The sequence below is a fragment of the Helicobacter heilmannii genome (genome assembly GCF_001283065.1).
GTDB lineage: Bacteria > Campylobacterota > Campylobacteria > Campylobacterales > Helicobacteraceae > Helicobacter > Helicobacter heilmannii.
Genome location: NZ_CDMK01000001.1, coordinates 170,875 through 189,863 on the forward strand (window position 1 = coordinate 170,875; position 18,989 = coordinate 189,863).

General features: G+C 48.9%; 20 protein-coding genes. 19 read left to right on the plus strand and 1 reads right to left on the minus strand.

Annotation, left to right across the window (positions count from 1 at the left end; genetic code table 11):
• Positions 1–8: 8 nt before the first annotated feature.
• From AOG36_RS00910 to AOG36_RS00970, 13 genes are all read left to right on the plus strand, one after another.
• Positions 9–521 (plus strand): F0F1 ATP synthase subunit B family protein, encoded by a 513-nt coding sequence (locus AOG36_RS00910; RefSeq protein WP_015107671.1) that lies wholly within the window; start codon positions 9–11, stop codon positions 519–521.
• Positions 518–1,048 carry a F0F1 ATP synthase subunit delta gene (locus AOG36_RS00915; protein ID WP_015107672.1) on the plus strand — a complete coding sequence of 177 codons (531 nt, stop codon included), beginning with the start codon at positions 518–520 and terminating at the stop codon, positions 1,046–1,048. The genes AOG36_RS00910 and AOG36_RS00915 overlap by 4 nt, the downstream gene beginning before the upstream one ends.
• A 20-nt stretch (positions 1,049–1,068) precedes the next feature.
• Positions 1,069–2,580 (plus strand): F0F1 ATP synthase subunit alpha, encoded by a 1,512-nt coding sequence (gene atpA / locus AOG36_RS00920; protein ID WP_015107673.1) that lies wholly within the window; start codon positions 1,069–1,071, stop codon positions 2,578–2,580.
• Between the two features lie 8 nt (positions 2,581–2,588).
• Positions 2,589–3,491: an ATP synthase F1 subunit gamma gene (gene atpG / locus AOG36_RS00925; protein WP_015107674.1), complete on the plus strand. Its 903-nt coding sequence runs from the start codon at positions 2,589–2,591 to the stop codon at positions 3,489–3,491.
• A 9-nt stretch (positions 3,492–3,500) separates the two neighbouring features.
• A complete protein-coding gene (atpD, locus tag AOG36_RS00930; protein ID WP_015107675.1) occupies positions 3,501–4,922 on the plus strand; it encodes a F0F1 ATP synthase subunit beta in 1,422 nt (473 codons plus the stop codon).
• Positions 4,923–4,931: 9 nt separating this feature from the next.
• Positions 4,932–5,294: an ATP synthase F1 subunit epsilon gene (gene atpC / locus AOG36_RS00935; RefSeq protein ID WP_015107676.1), complete on the plus strand. Its 363-nt coding sequence runs from the start codon at positions 4,932–4,934 to the stop codon at positions 5,292–5,294.
• A gap of 2 nt (positions 5,295–5,296) precedes the next feature.
• On the plus strand, positions 5,297–5,863 hold the full coding sequence (locus tag AOG36_RS00940; protein WP_053825363.1) for a MotA/TolQ/ExbB proton channel family protein: 567 nt from the start codon (positions 5,297–5,299) through the stop codon (positions 5,861–5,863).
• Entirely contained in the window at positions 5,853–6,251 is a 399-nt protein-coding gene (locus tag AOG36_RS00945; RefSeq protein WP_015107678.1) for an ExbD/TolR family protein, read from the plus strand. The genes AOG36_RS00940 and AOG36_RS00945 overlap by 11 nt, the downstream gene beginning before the upstream one ends.
• 29 nt (positions 6,252–6,280) lie before the next feature.
• Positions 6,281–6,931, plus strand: coding sequence for a TonB C-terminal domain-containing protein (locus AOG36_RS00950; RefSeq protein WP_015107679.1), 651 nt, complete (start codon positions 6,281–6,283; stop codon positions 6,929–6,931).
• Entirely contained in the window at positions 6,931–8,148 is a 1,218-nt protein-coding gene (gene tolB, locus AOG36_RS00955) for a Tol-Pal system protein TolB (RefSeq protein WP_015107680.1), read from the plus strand. Before AOG36_RS00950 ends, tolB begins: the two co-directional genes overlap by 1 nt.
• 73 nt (positions 8,149–8,221) lie before the next feature.
• Positions 8,222–8,770 (plus strand): OmpA family protein, encoded by a 549-nt coding sequence (locus AOG36_RS00960; protein WP_053825365.1) that lies wholly within the window; start codon positions 8,222–8,224, stop codon positions 8,768–8,770.
• A complete protein-coding gene (locus AOG36_RS00965) occupies positions 8,771–9,712 on the plus strand; it encodes a hypothetical protein (protein WP_015105870.1) in 942 nt (313 codons plus the stop codon).
• A gap of 28 nt (positions 9,713–9,740) precedes the next feature.
• A complete protein-coding gene (locus tag AOG36_RS00970; RefSeq protein WP_015105871.1) occupies positions 9,741–10,235 on the plus strand; it encodes an FKBP-type peptidyl-prolyl cis-trans isomerase in 495 nt (164 codons plus the stop codon).
• A 293-nt stretch (positions 10,236–10,528) separates the two neighbouring features.
• Here AOG36_RS00970 and ligA read toward each other — a convergent pair whose 3' ends face one another.
• Positions 10,529–12,751 carry an NAD-dependent DNA ligase LigA gene (gene ligA, locus AOG36_RS00975; protein ID WP_015105873.1) on the minus strand — a complete coding sequence of 741 codons (2,223 nt, stop codon included), beginning with the start codon at positions 12,749–12,751 and terminating at the stop codon, positions 10,529–10,531.
• A 70-nt stretch (positions 12,752–12,821) separates the two neighbouring features.
• Between ligA and AOG36_RS00980 the strand changes: the two genes are divergently transcribed.
• The 6 genes from AOG36_RS00980 to AOG36_RS01005 are packed head-to-tail and all read left to right on the plus strand — an operon-like array spanning position 12,822 to position 18,731.
• Positions 12,822–13,772, plus strand: a complete 951-nt coding sequence (locus tag AOG36_RS00980) for a chemotaxis protein (protein ID WP_015105874.1) — start codon at positions 12,822–12,824, stop codon at positions 13,770–13,772.
• 9 nt (positions 13,773–13,781) lie between these two features.
• Positions 13,782–15,527 carry an aspartate--tRNA ligase gene (gene aspS / locus AOG36_RS00985; RefSeq protein WP_053825366.1) on the plus strand — a complete coding sequence of 582 codons (1,746 nt, stop codon included), beginning with the start codon at positions 13,782–13,784 and terminating at the stop codon, positions 15,525–15,527.
• A 27-nt stretch (positions 15,528–15,554) separates the two neighbouring features.
• Positions 15,555–16,133, plus strand: coding sequence for an adenylate kinase (locus tag AOG36_RS00990; RefSeq protein ID WP_015105876.1), 579 nt, complete (start codon positions 15,555–15,557; stop codon positions 16,131–16,133).
• A gap of 2 nt (positions 16,134–16,135) precedes the next feature.
• A complete protein-coding gene (gene ppa / locus AOG36_RS00995) occupies positions 16,136–16,663 on the plus strand; it encodes an inorganic diphosphatase (RefSeq protein WP_015105877.1) in 528 nt (175 codons plus the stop codon).
• Positions 16,657–18,156, plus strand: coding sequence for an anthranilate synthase component I (gene trpE / locus AOG36_RS01000; RefSeq protein WP_015105878.1), 1,500 nt, complete (start codon positions 16,657–16,659; stop codon positions 18,154–18,156). Before ppa ends, trpE begins: the two co-directional genes overlap by 7 nt.
• Positions 18,153–18,731: an aminodeoxychorismate/anthranilate synthase component II gene (locus AOG36_RS01005; RefSeq protein WP_015105879.1), complete on the plus strand. Its 579-nt coding sequence runs from the start codon at positions 18,153–18,155 to the stop codon at positions 18,729–18,731. The genes trpE and AOG36_RS01005 overlap by 4 nt, the downstream gene beginning before the upstream one ends.
• Positions 18,732–18,989 lie beyond the last annotated feature (258 nt).

The window sequence follows — 18,989 nt, forward strand, 5'->3', positions numbered from 1 at the left end:
GGTTGAATTTGTTACAGCGCATTTTTCTTGGGGTTTTGGTTTTTGGAGGTGTCGCCAGTGCTGCGCCTTTGGGGCATACAGACATTGTGATGCGAATCCTCAATTTCCTTTTGTTTATGGGGATTTTATGGTATTGCACCGCCAACACCTTTAAGAATATCCTAGCTACAAGGCGGGCAAAAATTTCTAAAAGCCTAGAACAGCTCCAAGAGGAACGCCAAGCTGCCAAAGAACAGAAGGAACAGGCACTCAAAGCCCTAGAGGAAGCCAAAGCCCAAGCCACCCAAATTGTCTCCAACGCCAAACAAGAAGCGTATTTACTCACCCAAAAGTTTGACCAGCAATCCAAAGCCACGATTGAAAAGTTGATCAAAAACCACCAAGCAACGCAAGAAAAAGAGGACGAGCGCATGCAAGCCGAGGCGATCGCCGAAGTGCTGGGCGATCTCTTTGAAGGGGCTAAGGCGGAGCTTAACACCCCCAATTACATGCATTTAATCCAACAAAAAGTTGCCCAATGATAGAGTTGATCGTTGCCAAATATACCCAAGCCCTAAAACATGCCCTAAGTCCCGAGGAGTTGAATCAAGCCATGGAGGCACTAGAAGCCTTATGCGCTCTGTATAGCCACCCCGACTTTTTAGCGGTGATCCACTCCCCCCACTACCCCGACAGTCTAAAGCAAGAAATTTTGGAGTGCTTTTTGGAGGACAAGGGGGGCAAATTACATAATTTGTTGCGCTTACTCGTTTTACATAAACGACTAGAATTGTTGCCCCTCATTTACAATACCCTAAAAGCCCAGGCCCAAAGAGAGGAAAACATTTACCAAGGCTATCTCTACAGCAATCAAGAGTTGTCTTTGGAGCAGGTACAACAGCTCGCTGGACAAGTGTCTGCCCACTTCAACATCACTTTAAAACTCAAGGCTCTACACCAAGACAAGGAAGGCGTGCGTTTGGTGATCCCTGATTTAGAAGTGGAGATTGCCTTTTACAAAGAGAATTACTTTAACCAGCTTAGACAACACATCTTGCAAGCGGTGTAAAATACAAAAAAGGAGATAAAATGCTAAAACTCAAAGCCGAAGAAATCAGCGCGATCATTAAAGAGCGGATCGAAAACTTTACCCCAGACATCAACATCACCCAAGTGGGGCGGGTCATCGCCTACGCCGATGGAGTGGCAAAAGTCTATGGGTTGAAAGATGTGATGTCTTACGAAGTCGTGGAATTTGACACGGGCGATCGCGGACTTGCCTCCAACCTTGAAGAGGGCTGTATCGGGGTGATCGTGCTAGGTGGAGGCAAGAACATTAAAGAAGGCACTTCGGTTAAACGCACTAAACAACTCATGAAAGTCCCCGTGGGCGATGCTGTGGTGGGGCGGGTCATCAACACTTTGGGCGAACCCATTGACGGGCGGGGAGCGATTGAAGCCGACACCTTTAGATTCGTGGAGCAGAAAGCCCCGGGCATTATGGATCGCAAATCTGTGCATGAGCCTTTGCAAACAGGCATTAAGGCCATCGATGCGCTCGTGCCCATCGGGCGCGGGCAAAGGGAGCTCATCATTGGGGACAAACAAACCGGCAAAACGACCGTGGCGATCGACACGATCATCAACCAAAAAGATCAAAATGTGATCTGCATCTATGTGGCCATCGGGCAGAAAGAATCCACCGTGGCGCAAGTGGTGCGTAAATTAGAGGAATACGGCGCGATGGAATACAGCGTGGTCGTCAATGCCCCAGCCTCCGACTCGCCGGCCATGCAATACCTCGCCCCTTATGCCGGCGTTACCATCGGGGAATATTTTAGAGATCAAGGGCGGCACGCTTTAATCATTTATGACGACTTGAGTAAGCATGCTGTGGCTTATCGCGAAATCTCCTTGATTTTACGCCGCCCCCCCGGGCGTGAAGCCTTCCCCGGCGATGTCTTTTATATCCACTCTAGATTGTTAGAGCGTGCCGCTAAAATGAGCGATGACAAAGGGGCCGGGTCGCTCACAGCACTTCCTATCATTGAAACCCAAGCCGGCGATGTGTCCGCCTACATCCCCACCAATGTGATCTCGATCACAGACGGGCAAATCTTCTTAGAAACCGACCTTTTTTACTCCGGTATCCGCCCGGCGATCAATGTCGGCTTGTCGGTGTCGCGTGTGGGTGGGGCGGCACAAATTAAAGGCACGAAGCAAGTCGCGGGCACTTTACGCCTAGACCTAGCACAATATCGCGAATTGCAAGCCTTCTCGCAATTTGCCAGCGACTTAGATGAAGCCAGCCGCAAACAGTTAGAGCGGGGACAGCGCATGGTGGAAGTGTTGAAACAACCCCCCTATTCGCCCCTACCCATTGAAAAACAAATTGTGATGATTTACACGGGAGTCAAGGGCTTTTTAGACGATGTGCCGGCAAAAAAAGTCGTGGATTTTGAATCCAGCCTTTATCCTTTCTTGGAGTCTAAATACCCTAATATCCTAGAGGACATCCGCACAAAAAAAGCCCTTGACAAGGATTTAGAAGCCATGCTTAAAAGTGCCATTGAAGAATTTAAGCTAGGCTTTTCACTCTAGGGAAGCACATGGGTAGAAGTCTCAAAGAAATCCGCAAAAAAATCGCCAGTGTCAAAAACACGCAAAAAACCACCAGGGCCATGAAGCTCGTCTCCACGTCTAAGCTCAAAAAAACTGAGGAAGTGGCGCGCCGATCGAAAGTTTTTGCGACCAAGCTCAACGAGGTTTTTGCCGACATTTGCGCCAAAATCAAAACAAGAGGGCTTAAGAGCATTGAGAGCCAGTATTTCTTAAAGCTTGAACAGCCCGAAGTGCAAAAGATCGACATCATCTTTGTTACGGCAGACAAGGGGCTTTGTGGGGGCTTTAACGCCGCTACCATTAAAGAGGTGGTGCGCCTCATCAACCGCTACAAAACTAAGAATGTCAAGGTGCGTTTAAGGGGCGTGGGCAAAAAGGGCATTGCTTTCTTCACCTATAATGGGATTGACCTATTAGACAAGGCGGCGGATTTGAGCTCCTCACCTGATGCCGACAGGGCAGCGGCGTTTGTGGATAATGCCGTGCAAGACTACTTAAATGGGCTCACTGATAGCGTTATCATCGTACATAATGGCTTTAAAAACATGATCTCTCAAGAGATGAAGGTGCAAACGATTTTGCCCATAGATTTCAGTGCCCACCTTGAGCATGCCAAGAGCGAGAGCGAGGGGATTGTGGTTGAGCCTGAAGATGAGGAGGGCGTGATTTTAGACTCTTTGGCACGCAAATTCATACACTTTAACATGTATTACGCCCTGCTCGATTCACTCGCCGCTGAGCACAGCGCGCGCATGCAGGCAATGGACACGGCGACCAACAACGCGGCGGATTTGGTCCGCACGCTCACCATTTCTTACAATAAAGCCCGCCAAGAGGCGATCACCACCGAGCTTGTGGAGATCAACGCCGGCGTGGAAGCGATCAAATAAAGGAGAACTATGGAAGGTAAAATCATTCAGGTTACAGGGCCTGTAGTGGATGTGGATTTTAAAAACTATCTGCCTGCCATTTACGAAGCTTTGGATGTGCATTATGACTTTGATGGGGAGGCAAAGCATTTGGTGCTCGAAGTCGCCGCGCATCTAGGCGACAACCGTGTACGCACCATCGCGATGGACATGACAGAGGGCTTAACTAGAGGGCAAAAAGTTGTGGCGCGGGGCAACATGATTGAAGTGCCCGTAGGTGAGGGGGTTTTGGGGCGCATTTTTAATGTGATCGGTGAGCCCATTGATAACCAACCCCCCCTAGAGGAAAACACCCAAAAGTGGCCCATCCACCGCCACGCCCCCGCTTTCGAGCAACAAAGCACCAAAACCGAAATGTTTGAAACGGGCATTAAAGTCGTGGATTTATTGGCCCCTTACTCTAAAGGCGGTAAAGTGGGGCTCTTTGGGGGTGCGGGTGTGGGCAAGACTGTCATCATCATGGAGCTCATCCACAATGTAGCTTACAAGCACAGCGGTTACTCTGTGTTTGCGGGTGTGGGGGAACGCACTCGGGAGGGCAACGACCTTTACCACGAAATGAAGGAGGGGGGCGTTTTGGATAAAGTCGCCCTGTGCTATGGGCAAATGAACGAGCCTCCGGGGGCAAGAAACCGCATCGCCTTCACCGGGCTAACGATGGCCGAGTATTTTAGGGATGAAAAGGGCTTGGATATTCTCATGTTTATTGACAATATCTTTAGATACGCCCAGTCAGGGGCGGAGATGTCCGCGCTTTTAGGGCGTATCCCTTCAGCCGTGGGTTACCAGCCCACTTTGGCTAGCGAAATGGGCAAACTGCAAGAGCGCATCACTTCCACAAAAAATGGCTCCATCACCTCCGTACAAGCCGTGTATGTGCCCGCGGACGACTTAACCGACCCCGCGCCCGCCTCTGTGTTTGCCCACTTGGACGCGACCACGGTTTTAAACCGCAAGATCGCCGAAAAGGGCATTTACCCCGCGGTCGATCCGCTCGACTCCACTTCACGCATTTTAGACCCGCAAGTGATCGGGGACGAGCACTATAGGGTGGCAACCGGCATCCAACAAATCTTGCAAAAATATAAAGACTTGCAAGACATCATTGCTATTTTGGGCATGGATGAACTCTCTGAAGAGGATAAAAAGATCGTGGAACGCGCCCGTAAAGTAGAAAAATTCCTCTCCCAACCCTTCTTTGTGGCGGAGGTCTTCACGGGCAGTCCGGGCAAGTATGTGACGCTCAAAGAAACCCTGGAGGGTTTTGCGGGGATTTTAGAGGGCAAATACGACCACATCCCCGAGAACGCCTTTTACATGGTCGGCAACATCCAAGAGGTCGTGGAAAAATACGAGAAAATGAAAACAGAGGGCAAAAAGAACGCTTCTTAAGGATCGCAGATGGAATTAGCGGTGAATATTGTGGTCCCACAGGGCTTGATTTTTTCAGGGCAGGTGGATCGGATCACTCTGCCCGGAGGCCAGGGCGAATTTGGGGTACTCAAGGGGCATAGCAATATGGTGTCCTTGCTCAAAAGTGGGGTGATTGAGATCATTAGGGAGGGGCAGGTGAGCCTCATTGCTATCAGTTGGGGCTATGTGGAGGTGCGTAGCAGCAGTGTGGATATCCTCGCCGATGGGGCGGTGTTCATCAAAGGCGATGACACCGTGTATGAGGCGAAAAAGCTCTTAGAGGATGCCAGCTCGGATCGGTTAGCAATCTCTAGTGTGATCGCGCGCATCGAGGCACATGGCTTGAGGTAGGCGTGGCAGTACTCCAAAACTTCCTAGCCACGAGCGGGTTTATCCCCTTGTTTGTACTCAGCTGGCTCTCTTTGTATTTAATCCTGACCTTTTGGGTTTTTTTCTATAAGTATGTCTCTATTAAAGGCCATGCCGTTAAAGAGCAACAATCCTTAGAGGCGGTCATGGCGGGCGCGCGCAAGGAATTGCGTTTGCGTGGCGCGCCCTATGGCAGTACACCTGAAAGGCCCACCAAAGAGTGGCTGGCGGTGTGGAAAAACCAGCTTTTAAAAGAGAACACCACGGGTTTGGTGATCCTTAGCATCATTGCCAGCACCGCCCCCTTTGTGGGGCTTTTTGGCACGGTGGTGGAGATTTTAGAGGCTTTTGGCCGTTTGAGCGGGCAGGTGAGTTTTGATGTGATCGCCCCCGTGATCTCTAAGGCTCTGGTCGCCACCGCTGCGGGGATTTTGACCGCCATCCCCGCCTACTCGTTCTTTTTGATCTTAAAGCGCAAGGTTTACGATCTGTCTGTATACGCCCAAATGCAGATCGATTTTCTCATGGCAAAAGAACATGATGGATTTTGAAGTTTGGGATGCCGATAAACCTGAACTGAACATCACCCCCTTAGTGGACATCATGCTGGTGCTTTTAGCTATTTTAATGACCACCACCCCCACCATCACCTACAAAGAAAACATCCAACTTCCGCACGGTTCTAGGAGTGCTAAAGCCCCCCAAACCCAGTTTTTAGAGGTGCGCATGGACTTGGCGGGTAAGATTTATGTCAATGAGCGCATCTATTCGCTCGCCAATTTTGCCGACTCTTTCCATCTGTGGGCCAAACACCTAGACAAGAGCATGGCCGTGCATGTGCGTGCAGACAAACGCCTCACCTACGACAAAATCATTTATCTTCTCAAGAGCCTTAGAGAAGCGGGGTTTTACAAGGTTTCTCTAGTTACAAGTGCCTGATGCGTGCGGGTCTATTTGTAGGCTGTGGCTTGTTAGCCCTTTTGTGCTATAGCCTGCTTTTAAGTTCACTACTTTTTCAATCCACTAAGAGCACCCCCCCCTTGGCTCTGCCCCCCATTGAGGTGGATTTGATCAGTCTACCTCCTTCTAGCCCCGCTCCAGCTGAGAGTGGTCCGGGGGTGAAGGACATGTTTAGTGCCATTCCAAATACACAAGCCCTCAAGACCAGCCTCCAAGAGGCCAAGGATTTTCAAAAAGCTCAAGATTTGTTCAAAAACATCAAATTCAACAAAATGGATGCCAACGCATTTAAGGACCTGCAAGAGAGCCTAGCCAAGCTCGAGGATATTAAAACCCTGCAGGCCAAAAAAATGGAAGTGCAAGTCCCCAAAGAAGAGCAAAACACCTTAAAAGAAGACAAGGCGTGGTTTAGCGCCATTTATCAAATTTTGTACTCCCAGTGGAAGTTGAGCTTTGATCAAAAAACTTCCGTGGGGGCGCTCATCACCATTTACCCCGATGGACAAATGCATTTTAGTCTTGTGGATTTCTCGCCCTTTAGAGAGTACAACCAGCAAATTGAAAATCTACTCACGCATTTACAACAACAACGCTTCCCCCCATACCCACAGGGGCGCGCGATCACTCTAAAGGTTAATTTTAAAACAAAGGACAAATGATGCGGATTGTGTGGCTTTTATGCTTGATCTTGGGATTTTCAAGGGCGGCGGACGCGACCCTAGACATTGTCAAAACCATTGAAAGCTTGCCTAAAGTTCTTGTAACCACCACAGGCAACGACCCCTATTTACGAAAGATCGCGGATTTGTTGGTGGCGGATTTTAAAGTGAGCGGGCATTTCAACGCTTTAGGGCTCAATGCCCCTGCCAATGAAACCCAAGGGGCCCAGCTCCTGGTGCAACTACAAGCAAGCCAGCCAAATGTCATCAATGCCAAGATTTACAACGCCAGCACAAAGGAAGTACAGGGCAATAAAGATTACCAGTTCAACACTAAAGAGCTCTACCCCTTCATCGCCCATAAAATCGCTATAGACGCGAACAACCTAGCCAAAGCCGCCCCCATTGATTGGATGGCGCGCATGGTGGTGTTCTCTAAATTTTTAAGGCCCGGGGTTACCAGCATTGTGGTTGCCGATTATACGCTGACCTACCAGCAAGAGATCATCAAAAATAATCTGCTCAATGTCTTCCCTAAGTGGGCGAATACCGATCAGAGCGCGATTTACTACACCCAGTATTTGCGCCAACCCACCATCGTTAAATACAATGTCCGCACAGGGGCAAGTGAGGTCATCACCCAGAGCCAAGGCATGGCGGCTGTGTCTAGTGTGAGCACAGATGGGCGTAGGTTGCTGCTTTCTTTGGCCCCCAAGGGCCAAACCGACATCTACCTTTACGACACCAAGGATAAAGAGCTCAAACAACTCACTTCCTACAGTGGGATCGATGTCTTGGGCAACTTCGTGCAAAATGAAAAAGCGATGGTTTTTGTGTCAGATCGCTCGGGTTATCCTAATATCTACCTTAAAAAGTTGAGCCTAAATGCTCCTGTGGAGCAGGTGGTCTTTTACTCCAAAAACAACGACTCGGTGGCCACCTTTGGGGATTACTTGGTCTATGTGAGCCGCGAAGAGAGCGATGCCAACGGGCAAAGCCCCTTTAATTTGCATTTAATCAGCCTAAAAAGCAATTATGTACGCCGCTTGACCGCTAGTGGGGTGAACCAAATGCCTAGATTTTCCAAAGACGGCAAGGCAGTGATGTTTTTAAAGAAGGCGGCGGCGCAAAATGCGTTGGGTGTGATTTTACTGGAAACCAACCAAAGTTACTTATTTCCCCTTAAAAATCTTAACATCCAGTCCTTTGATTGGTAGTGTTTTAAGTCTTGTTAAAAGACTGGGGTGTATAATTAAGCTTTGTTTTGTCTACCAAAATTGAAGGAGTGTTATGAAAAAGTGGTTTTTAGCCGCCGCAGTTGTGGCGTGTGTGTTGATGACAGGGTGTGCAGGTAGCCACGAGGATGAGGCGACCCACCAAGCCCCCCCCCAGGCTAAAGAAGCCACCCCCGCCCCCAAACCCGCCCCCAAACCTGAAGAACACACCGTGCCCAAAGAAGAGGCCCAGGCCAAGCCCGTAGAAAAACCCAAGCCCCATGTAGAAAGTGGCACGATTGTCGGGCAAGTGTATTTTGATTTTGACAAATACAATGTGCGTGCAGACATGCAAAGCGCAATCGATGAAGCCGTGAAAAAAGTCCAAGAATACGGTATGAAAGTACTCTTGGAGGGCAACACCGATGAGTTTGGTACAGGCGAATATAATTTTGCCCTAGGCAACAAACGCGGCCTTAGTGTGAAAGATGTTTTAACTGTCAAGGGCATCAGTGCGGACAGTATTAAAGTGGTGAGTTTTGGAGAAACCAAACCCATTTGCCAGGAAAAAACTCCAGAGTGCTACCGTAAAAACCGCCGTGTTGACATCAAAGTTGTGGACTAAGTGCGGTTTTTAGGCTTGCTTGTGGGGGGGCTCTTGTGCGCTGAGCCCTCCGCTTTTGAACTGCAAAGTGGGGCGACCAAGCAAGAGTTAAGTACCCTAAAAAGCAGCAATAAAAACCTAGGTGACATCTTAACCGCGCTCAAAGGGCAGACTAATGGTTTGTTGCAAGGACAAGAGGGGTTAAGAAGCCTTGTGGAGGGGCAGGGGATCAGACTTAAGAAAGCCACAGATGCCTTAAATGCCCATAGCGATGAACTCAAAGCCTTAAAAAGCACTCAAGATGCCCAAGCTGATCTTATCAAACAGCAGGCCGATCTCATCCACACCTTAAAAACCCAGATCCAAACTAACCAAGATGCCTTAGCCAATTTTGAAAAAAAGAATCAAGAGACCCAGCAACTCTTAGAGAACATGCGCGCCGATTTCGCTAAGAAATTACAAGATTTGCAACAATCGATTGAACGCCAGGCCAATGCCAACAATAAAAAGCTCAAAGAACTCGTCGCCCTACAAGCCCAGATGTTGCAAGCCAAGCAAGAACCTAGCTTCCACAAAGACCCCGCTCAAAAGGAAACCATCGAAAAAGAGGCACACACGCTTTTTAAAGAAAAACACTACAAAGAGGCGCAAGCACGCTTTGTGTGGCTGGCCAGCTTGCCCTATAAAAGTGCCTACACCAACTATATGGCAGGCGAGGCAGCTTACTTCAACAATGCCTATCAAGGTGCCGTCAACGCTTTTAAAAAGAGTGCCATGCTCGATGATAAGGCGGCCTATATGCCCACCCTGCTTTACCACACCGCCATAGCTTTCAAGCACCTCAAAGACCACACCAACTATAAAAAGTTCTTGCAGACCCTTTCTAGGCTCTACCCTGAGAGCGAACAAGGCAAAAAGGCTAAGAATCTTTTAGGGCAAAAGCCTAAAAAAACGCTAAAATAACCCCTCAGCTTAAGAAGAAAGGATCGACATGCAAAACCAAGTTGCCATCATTGAATACGAAGTACGCGACCACGCCACGCAAGAGGTATTGGACTCCAATATAGGCCAAAAACCCCTAGAGTTTTTGATCGGAGCGGGGCAGGTGATTGCGGGACTTGAAAAGGCCGTACAACAAGCAGAGGTGGGTCAAACCCTAAATATCGTGATCCCTCCCCACGATGCCTATGGCACCTACCGCACCGACTACCTCCAAGAAGTGCCCAGGGATCAGTTTGAAGGGATTGAGCTTAAAAGAGGTATGACCTTGTTTGGGCAAGGCGAAAACAATGAAAGCGTGCAAGTGAGTGTGAAGGACTTTAGCGAGCACATGGTGATGCTGGATTACAACCACCCTCTAGCCGGCAAAAAGCTCAGTTTCCAATTCACTCTTTTGGATTTAAGAGAAGCCACAGAGCAAGAGGTTCTTAAAGGCCAAGCCCCTGCCAAACAATGTTGTGGAGGCGGATGTGGTTGCTCGCATTAGAGTGCTTTAAAGCTAGATTAGCCACACGAGGCCGGTGTAGGTTGTGGCTTGCACCAGCACCTCACTTCATTTGGCAAAGCCCCGCCCCTTAAGGTCTCGTGCCTGTGCAGGGGTTGCACCCCTTAAGGTTCACGCCCATATAATGCCAAACCTCAGCCACTGCCCGCATAGCCTAGCCACACATAGAGCAAGCCAAAAACCTCTGCCTCTAAGGGTTTTGTTTGGCTAAACCCCGACCCCAGCGATGCTAGCAAACCCACAAAACCATTTCTAAGCAAACCCTGTAATCTAACTTAGCTTAAGTGGCTTAAGAGGGCTTTTTCGTCTAAGATTTGCACGCCCAGACTTTGCGCCTTTACTAGCTTTGAGCCGGGGTTTTCGCCACAAATGAGGTAGTCGGTACTCTTGGCAATGCTTGTTTGGATGTGCGCGCCTTGTTGCTCGAGTTCTTGGCAAATCTTGGCCCTAGGCTGGCTTAAAGTGCCCGTCAGTACCACATTTTTGCCCGCAAAAAACCCATTTATATTTGGTGCTTTAAGGCTTTGGATAGAGGGTGGGGTGGGGGCAATGTGGCTTAAAAGTGTAGCGATCAGCTCTTTGTTTTCTTGCAAGAAGTTCACAAAGGCGGAAGCGATGGTGCTCTCAAAGCCCTTAAGCTTGACGATTTGTTCAAGAGTGGCACTAAAGACCTCTAGTCCAAAGGCATTGGCTAGTGTTTGGCTTGTCCCCTTGCCAACATGCTCAATGCCTAAAGCACAAAGAAAGCGCCACAGCGAGGTGTGCTTGGTGTGAAAAATAGATTTAATGAGATTGTCTGCTCTTTTTTCTTGCCACCCTTCAAGTTTTAATAAATCCTGCTTTTGTAATGTGTATAAATCCGCCACGCCTTGGATTAGCCCCACTTGCAAGAGTTGCGCCACGACTTTATCACCTAGTCCCTTGATTTCTAAGCCCTGTTTGGAGGCAAAATAGACGATGCTCTCTTGAATCCTCGCGGGGCATTTGTGATTGGGACAAATGAGTCCTCTAGCCCGCTTGCTTAAATCCAAATCGCAGCGGGTGCAATATTCCCTGTAAACCAAATCCCCCCCGCAATCTAAACACACAAGGGGCATGCCGACCTTGTGGGTACACTTGGGGCATTTTTGTTGTTGGGAGCTTAGGGGCGTGGCACAGGCGGGGCAGTGGGTGGGCTTTTTAAAGAACTTGGCGCATTTGGAGCAGAAGTTGGGCTTATTTTTAAGTAGGAGAGCGTTGTTACAGACAGGGCAGATATTGAGGGCTTGAGGGCTCAAAGCAGTAGCACAGGCGGGGCAGTGGGTGGGGGGAGTGATTTTTGCCTGGCTATGGTCTCTTAGCTCTTTTAGAGGGCGTAGGATTTTAGGGATAACCTCCCCGCTTCTTATCACCACTACGATGTCGTTTAATTGTAAATCTTGTTGTTCTATTTGGGTGTAATTGTCTAAAGTCGCCCTAGACACCAACGCCCCTTGCACCAACACCGGCTCAAGCACCCCTACGGGCGTTATGGTCCCGCTACGCCCTACTTGGTTGATAATTTTTAGAAGTTTTGTGCATTTTTGGGCGGTGGCGAATTTGTAGGCAATGGCAAAGCGGGGGGCTTTGATGGTGAAACCTAGGGTTCGTTGGAGTTCTAAATTATCCAACATGGCAACCATGCCATCGGCCTCAAAGGGCAAGTTAGGGCGTTTTGTGCTGAGGGTGTTGAAGGCTTCTTGTATCTCTGCCGCATTTTTACACGCTATAAAGTCCAAACCCAAAAAGCCCCACTCACGCACTGCCTGCATGGCTTGCTTAAAGCTTGTAAATTCTTCATCGCAAAACCCGAGCCCCCATGGGTAGAAGGTGAGTTTTCTTTGTGCGCTGATGCTGGAATTGAGTTGGCGCAAGCTGCCCACGCTCGCATTTCTAGCATTGGCAAAGGGGGCTAGGTTTTGCGCAAGTCTGTCGGCATTCAGGGCATCAAAGTCTTTTTTGAGTAAGAGCACTTCACCTCGAATTTCAATGGGTTTTTGGTAGGGGATTTTGAGCGGGATGGAGTGGATGGTTTTAGCATTGTGGGTCACCAGCTCACCCACCACCCCATTGCCCCGCATGCTGGCACTCACTAACTTGCCCCCCTCGTAGTAGAGATTGAGTGATGCGCCGTCTAGTTTGGGCGAACAAATAAAAGACTCTAGGCGGACTTTGGCAAAATCGCTCAGACGCTTAAGCCACCCTAGGAGATCTTGAAAATTAAACACATTGTCTAAGCTCCACATGCGGGTTTTATGCTCTTGCTTTGGTAAGAAGGGCACGACTTTGCCACCCACGCGTTGGGTGGGAGAGTGGGCTAAAATGTCCGCGGGGTGCGCCTCTTCATAGGCCACAACTTCGCGGTAGAGTTGGTCGTAAATCTCATCGCTCACCAAAGGTTGAGCCAACACATAGTAGTGGTGGGCTAGGTTGCCAAGCTTCTCCACGAGGTTGTAATAGTCTTGCCGGGTTTGTATCATTAGCCAGTCTTTGCTATAATGAAAAATTATGCGGATTTTATAGTAGATGAGCTTAAGATAAGGGGCGTGATTGATTAGCGACATTGACAGTACCATTTCCTTACACCTTAACAACGAAGTGCAGTTTTTATGCTTCACCTTGAGTAGCGATGAAAACAACGATGCCGAGCTGTATGGGATCAATATCTTTAAAATCCGTGAGATCATCCACTACGATGGCGATGTAACTGAAACCGTGGGGGGCAATGACAGCATGATGCTAGGTTTTCTCACCATAAGGGGCGAGTCTGTGCCCTTGATTGATGTGAACCGGTGGATCTACTTTGACCCCAACAACCCCGAAAGGGATTTAAGCGAAGCGTCCATCAGGAGCGATCAAAATTTAGTCGTTGTGTGCGAGTTTTCTAGCTGTGTCGTGGGGCTTAAGATTTTTTCCATTAAGCGGATCGTGCATAAACATTGGGGCGAGATCAGCGTGGGGGGCAAGCAGGGCTTTAGTGCGGGAGGCAAGGTCAACGCGATCACCAGATTCGAGCAGGATCGGGTGATCCAAATCCTAGATGTGGAGCGTATGCTCGCTGAAACCTTTCCCACCATGCAGGAGTTAGACCAACTTAAAGAGCAGTTTGTGGAGGCCATTCGAAGCGACAAGCTCATTTTTATCGCCGAAGATTCGCAGGTAGCAATGCATAATTTAGAGCGTATCATAGACAGCTTGAAGCTCAAATACGAAGCCTTCCCAAATGGAGATGCGTTACTGAAGAGGCTTTTTAATGAGAACATGATCGATGAGGTCGGGGCGGTGATCACGGATCTAGAAATGCCCATGGTGTCGGGCTTTGAGGTCTTAAAGCGCATCAAAGCGGATGCAAGAACCAAGCATTTGCCCGTAATCGTCAATTCATCTATGAGCAGCGAGTCAAACAGGCAACTTGCTGATTCGTTGCATGCCGATGGGTTTGTGATCAAATCACACCCTGATGAGATTCAAGAATTATTGCAAGAATATCTAAAAAATTAAGGGCAAAACATGTTAAGAACGCAATTATGTGCCCAGGTCGGGCTATGTGATGTGCAAAAGAAAGTGAAGCTCTGTGGATGGTGCCACAACTACCGCGATCATGGAGGCGTGATCTTCATTGATTTGAGGGATAAAAGCGGGTTGGTGCAACTTGTGTGCGACCCCACTTCTAAGGCTTACGAACAGGCCAGCTTAGTTAGGCACGAGGATGTGTTGATCGTGGAGGGCGTGGTACGCCCTAGAGGAAAGGGCTTAGAAAACCCCAAACTTGCTACAGGGGCAATTGAGGTAGTTTTAGAGGACTTGCGCCTGGAGAACAAGAGTCTAACCCCGCCTATTGCAATCGGCGATCCTAGTGTGAATGAGGACTTACGCCTACAATACCGCTTTTTAGACCTGCGCTCGGCTAAATCCCACAGCATTTTTAAAATGCGCAGCAAGGTGGCTAAGGCGGTACGCGACTGCTTAGATAGCCTAGACTTTCTAGAGATTGAAACCCCCATGCTCTCTAAGACCACGCCCGAGGGAGCACGCGACTTTTTGATCCCCAGCCGTATCCACGATGGGGAGTTTTTCGCCCTGCCCCAAAGCCCCCAACTTTTTAAACAAATTTTAATGGTGGCAGGGATGGACCGCTATTACCAAATTGTCAAATGCTTTAGAGACGAGGATCTGCGCGCCGACCGCCAACCTGAGTTTACCCAAATAGATGTGGAGATGAGCTTTTGTACACAAGAAGATGTGATGGAGGTGGCTGAAACCTTGATCAAAGCGGTTTTTAAGGTGGTGGGTGTGGACATTAACCTCCCCTTTAGGCACATGTCCTACAAAGAAGCCACCGAAAGCTATGGCAGCGACAAACCAGACTTGCGCTTTGGCATGCCCCTTGTGGAGGTGGGGGATTTGTTTGTAAATTCGAGCAATGAGATTTTTAAGACCATCGCTAGCGACCCTAAACGCAACCGCTTTAAGGCATTAAAAGTCGAAAAAGGCGACACGCTACTAAGCCGTAAAGACTTAGCCGAGCTTGAAGCGTTTGTGCGCCAATTTGGCGCAAAGGGGCTTGCCTATATCCAAATTAAGCATGAGGGGCCCAAGGGGCCTTTAGTGAAGTTTTTAGAGCCTAGCGCACTCAATGAACTCTTGGAGCGCACAGAGGCCAAAGAGGGAGACTTACTCTTTTTTGGTGCGGGAGAGAAGGCGGTTGTGTTAGATTACATGGGGCGTTTGCGCTTGAAACTCGGGCAGGATTTAAATTTAATCAACCCCGATGCATTTAACTTTTTGTGGGTGGTGGATTTTCCCATGTTTGAGAGGGTGGAGGGAAAACTTAGTGCCATGCACCATCCCTTTACCATGCCAAAAGACATCGACAACACCGACCCTGAGGACATGCAATCCATCGCCTACGACATTGTGCTTAATGGCGTAGAGCTGGGAGGGGGGAGCTTGCGCATGCACCAAGAAGCTTTGCAGAAAAAAGTCTTTGCCCTGCTTGGTATTAGCGAGCAAGAGGCTATAGAGAAATTTGGCTTTTTACTCGAGGCCTTGCGTTATGGCGCACCCCCTCATGGCGGTTTTGCGATCGGCTTTGATCGCTTGATCATGCTCTTAGCCAAAGCCCCTAGCATCCGCGAAGTTATCGCCTTTCCAAAAACCCAAAAGGCGACTTGCTTACTCAGCAAAGCCCCAAGCCCTGCCAGCGAAGAGCAATTAAGAGAACTGCATATCCGCTTAAGAAACCCCAAACACTGACCAAACCATTAAAGGACATAAACAGACATGAAAGCGTTATTTTTAATCATCGGCGCGCCCGGGAGTGGCAAGACCACGGACGCACAGCTGATTGCTGAACGCAACAGCGATTGTATAGTGCATTACTCTACGGGGGATTTACTAAGGGCCGAGATTGCCAAAGGGAGCGAGCGCGGACAACTCATCGCAAGCTTTACAAGTAAGGGGGAGTTGGTGCCTTTAGAAATTGTCATTGACACCATCATCACGGCGATTAAAAACGCCCCTAAAGAAGTCATTATCATTGATGGCTACCCCCGCTCTTTGGAGCAAATGCACACCCTAGACCGGGTTTTAAAAGCCCAAGAGGAAGTCAAACTTAGGGGCGTTGTGGAGGTGAGTGTGAGCGAAGCTGTGGCTAGAGAGCGCGTGCTCGGGCGCTCAAGGGGCGATGATGACAATATCGAAGTTTTCAACAACCGCATGCAAGTGTATTTAAAGCCCCTAGAGAGCATTGTAGAGTTTTACAAAGCCCTAGAGGTGCACCAACAAATCAATGGCGAGCGCAGCATTGAAGAGATTGTCGCCGACATTGAAAGCTACATCAAAAATCACTTAAAAGGATAGCAATGGACTTAAATAAAATCAAAGCCGGCACACCACAAGCCCTAAATGCCGTGATTGAAATCCCCTACCAATCTAAGGTGAAATACGAGGTGGATAAGGACAGCGGAGCGGTGCTAGTCGATCGCATCATGTACCCTTCTATGGTGTACCCTGCTAATTACGGCTTTGTGCCCCACACTCTAAGCGCGGATGGCGACCCGGCGGATATTTTGGTGTTAAACGAAGACCCCTTAATGCCCGGTAGTGTGATTAAATGCCGTTTAATCGGGGTGTTGGTAATGGAGGATGAGAGCGGGATGGATGAAAAACTCTTGGCCATGCCCCTTGGCAAGATTGACCCCAGGTATGACAATGTTAAAGACCTGCACGACCTACCCCCCATTGTGCTCAAAAAAATCAAACATTTCTTTGAAACTTACAAGGATTTAGAGCCAGAAAAATGGGTAAAGGTGAAAGACTTTGGCAACAAAGCACACGCAGAAGAAATCTTTAAGAAAGCCCTAGCCAACTACAACAGCAAAGCATGTTAAGCCTACAAACAACAGCCCCCTACATCCTCCACCCGCTCACCCTCTATACCCACTTGCAGGGGGCCAACACGCTCTTATTAGAAAGCGCGCAGGTGGAGAATAAAAAACACACCAAATCCATCATCCTAGCCAGGGCGTGTTTAAAGCTTGTGTGCCAAGGTGCCAAGGTGCGCCTTGAAGCTTTAAACCCTAACGGGCAGGCTCTCTTAGAAAAAATGGCAAAGGTGTTAGAGTTAGAGCCTAAAGAGGGGGTGTTAGAAAAGTACTACCCCAAAGACTGCACTTTAAGCGATGAGTTTAGCAAGCTTAAAAGAGCCAGTCCGCTAGACACTCTAAGGGCGGTGTTTGCGAGCGTGGAGACTGCTGGTGTGCCCCCTTTTGGACTATTTTGCGGAGGGTATTTTGGTTTTGAGTTTGTTGGGGCGTTTGAGGACCTGCCGCATTTAGAAGCTACCGACAACACAGCCCCCGATTTTATCTTTTTGGTGGCGCAAAATTTGATTTTAATCGACCACCAAGCCAAGAGCACGCAAATTTTTGGTGCGTGTTTTAAGCCCAGCCTAAAAGCGCAAATCCAAGCCGAGATCGAGGCACTAGCCCGCCTAAATCCCCCCCCCTTTAGCCCCAAGACAAGCCCCCAAGACAGCGCATTAGATACGAATTGCAGCGATGAGGGCTTTGCTAAAATGGTGCTTGCCACCAAAGAGCAGATCAAACAGGGCGAGATTTTCCAAGCCGTGCCCTCTAGAAGTTTTTACATGGAGTGTAAAGAGCCTTTAAGTGCCTACCACCACTTAAAAGAACAAAACCCCAGCCCCTACATGTTTTACATGCAAACCGCGGACTTTACCCTCTTTGGTGCAAGCCCTGAAAGCGCGCTAAAGTATGACGCGCCTACCAATTTAGTCCAAATCTATCCCATTGCCGGCACCCGCCCAAGGGGTAAAAATCCCGATGGTAGCCTAGATTTGGATTTAGACAACCGCCTAGAGTTAGACCTGCAAAACGACCCCAAAGAGCGGGCAGAGCATATCATGCTCGTGGATTTGGCCCGCAACGACATTGCTAGGGTGGCTAAACCCTTAAGCCGCGTGGTGTCTAAGCTGCTAAAGGTAGAAAAATACGCCCATGTGATGCATTTAACTTCCGCCGTGCAAGGGGAGCTCAAAGAAGGGCTAGACGCGCTGCACGCCTACCAAAGCTTTATGAACGCGGGGACTTTAAGTGGCGCACCCAAAATCGCCGCTTTAAAGCTCATCGCCGCGTTGGAGGGCAAGAGGCGAGGCTCTTATGGGGGCTCTATGGGCTATTTATGTGCCGATGGATCAATGGATAGTTGCATCATTATCCGCTCGGCTTTCGTACAAAAAGGGCGGGCTGTGGTGCAAACAGGGGCGGGGATTGTGCTTGATAGCGTTGCCCAGGCAGAGATTGCTGAAACCAAGGCCAAGGCCAAGTCCGTGATTTCTGCCATTTTAAAAACCCACACATGAAAATTTACTTCATTGACAATTTCGACTCCTTCACCTATAACCTCGTGTATGATTTAGAGGGGCTGGGGCATTCTGTCTTGGTGTTGCGCAACACCACCCCTGCCCCCCTGCTCTTAGAGTGGTTGCAAGCAGAAAAAGAAAAGCCCCTATTGTTCATCTCTCCGGGGCCGGGCGATCCTAACCATTCGGGGCAACTTTTAGAGATGATTCGACTTGTGCGGGGCAAATACCCTATTTTTGGGGTGTGTTTGGGCTTGCAGGCGTTGGCGCAAAGCTATGGGGCACAAATTGTTCGAAGCCCTAGCATCGTGCATGGTAAAAGCTCCACCATCCAACTAGAGCCTTTTGAGGCGTTTAGGGGGCTTGGCAACTCTTTACAAGTGGGGCGTTACCACTCTTTAGTGGCTACGAATTTGCCCGAGTGTTTGCAAGTCATCGCCCATAGTGGTGGGCTCGCGATGGGCATTTACCACAAAGAGGACAAGGCCTTAGCCTACCAATTCCACCCCGAGAGCATTTTAACGCTCAAGGGGACGCAGTTGTTGCAACAAAGTTTAGAGTTTATACAGAGCTAGAAAGAATAATAAGCAATCTGTCGGATTCTAAAAAAGCTGGCAAGTTTTTATAGGGCTACTCTTGCCACAAAAACCCCTAGATTTTACCAGGCCACCTCTTTTAGCAGGAGCACTCACTGCCTGCCTGTTAATCGAGTGGGTCTGTCGACGCAAAACATGCAAAAATCCAAAACGGCTGAGGAGAGCATAGGGGTTAACAAAAATCCCAGTCTTGCAGAGGCTACAAAATTTTATAGAATTTTATAGAATTTTTAAAAT

Excerpts from the sequence above, each read along its gene's own strand:
- AOG36_RS00915 (WP_015107672.1), top strand. The coding sequence starts at position 518 with ATGATAGAGTTGATCGTTGCCAAATATACCCAAGCCCTAAAACATGCC.
- AOG36_RS01005 (WP_015105879.1), top strand. The coding sequence starts at position 18,153 with ATGAAAATTTACTTCATTGACAATTTCGACTCCTTCACCTATAACCTC.
- AOG36_RS00945 (WP_015107678.1), top strand. The coding sequence starts at position 5,853 with ATGGATTTTGAAGTTTGGGATGCCGATAAACCTGAACTGAACATCACC.
- atpG (WP_015107674.1), top strand. The coding sequence starts at position 2,589 with ATGGGTAGAAGTCTCAAAGAAATCCGCAAAAAAATCGCCAGTGTCAAA.
- AOG36_RS00970 (WP_015105871.1), top strand. The coding sequence starts at position 9,741 with ATGCAAAACCAAGTTGCCATCATTGAATACGAAGTACGCGACCACGCC.
- ligA (WP_015105873.1), bottom strand. The coding sequence starts at position 12,751 with ATGATACAAACCCGGCAAGACTATTACAACCTCGTGGAGAAGCTTGGC.
- AOG36_RS00960 (WP_053825365.1), top strand. The coding sequence starts at position 8,222 with ATGAAAAAGTGGTTTTTAGCCGCCGCAGTTGTGGCGTGTGTGTTGATG.
- tolB (WP_015107680.1), top strand. The coding sequence starts at position 6,931 with ATGCGGATTGTGTGGCTTTTATGCTTGATCTTGGGATTTTCAAGGGCG.
- ppa (WP_015105877.1), top strand. The coding sequence starts at position 16,136 with ATGGACTTAAATAAAATCAAAGCCGGCACACCACAAGCCCTAAATGCC.
- atpA (WP_015107673.1), top strand. The coding sequence starts at position 1,069 with ATGCTAAAACTCAAAGCCGAAGAAATCAGCGCGATCATTAAAGAGCGG.
- aspS (WP_053825366.1), top strand. The coding sequence starts at position 13,782 with ATGTTAAGAACGCAATTATGTGCCCAGGTCGGGCTATGTGATGTGCAA.
- atpD (WP_015107675.1), top strand. The coding sequence starts at position 3,501 with ATGGAAGGTAAAATCATTCAGGTTACAGGGCCTGTAGTGGATGTGGAT.
- atpC (WP_015107676.1), top strand. The coding sequence starts at position 4,932 with ATGGAATTAGCGGTGAATATTGTGGTCCCACAGGGCTTGATTTTTTCA.
- trpE (WP_015105878.1), top strand. The coding sequence starts at position 16,657 with ATGTTAAGCCTACAAACAACAGCCCCCTACATCCTCCACCCGCTCACC.
- AOG36_RS00990 (WP_015105876.1), top strand. The coding sequence starts at position 15,555 with ATGAAAGCGTTATTTTTAATCATCGGCGCGCCCGGGAGTGGCAAGACC.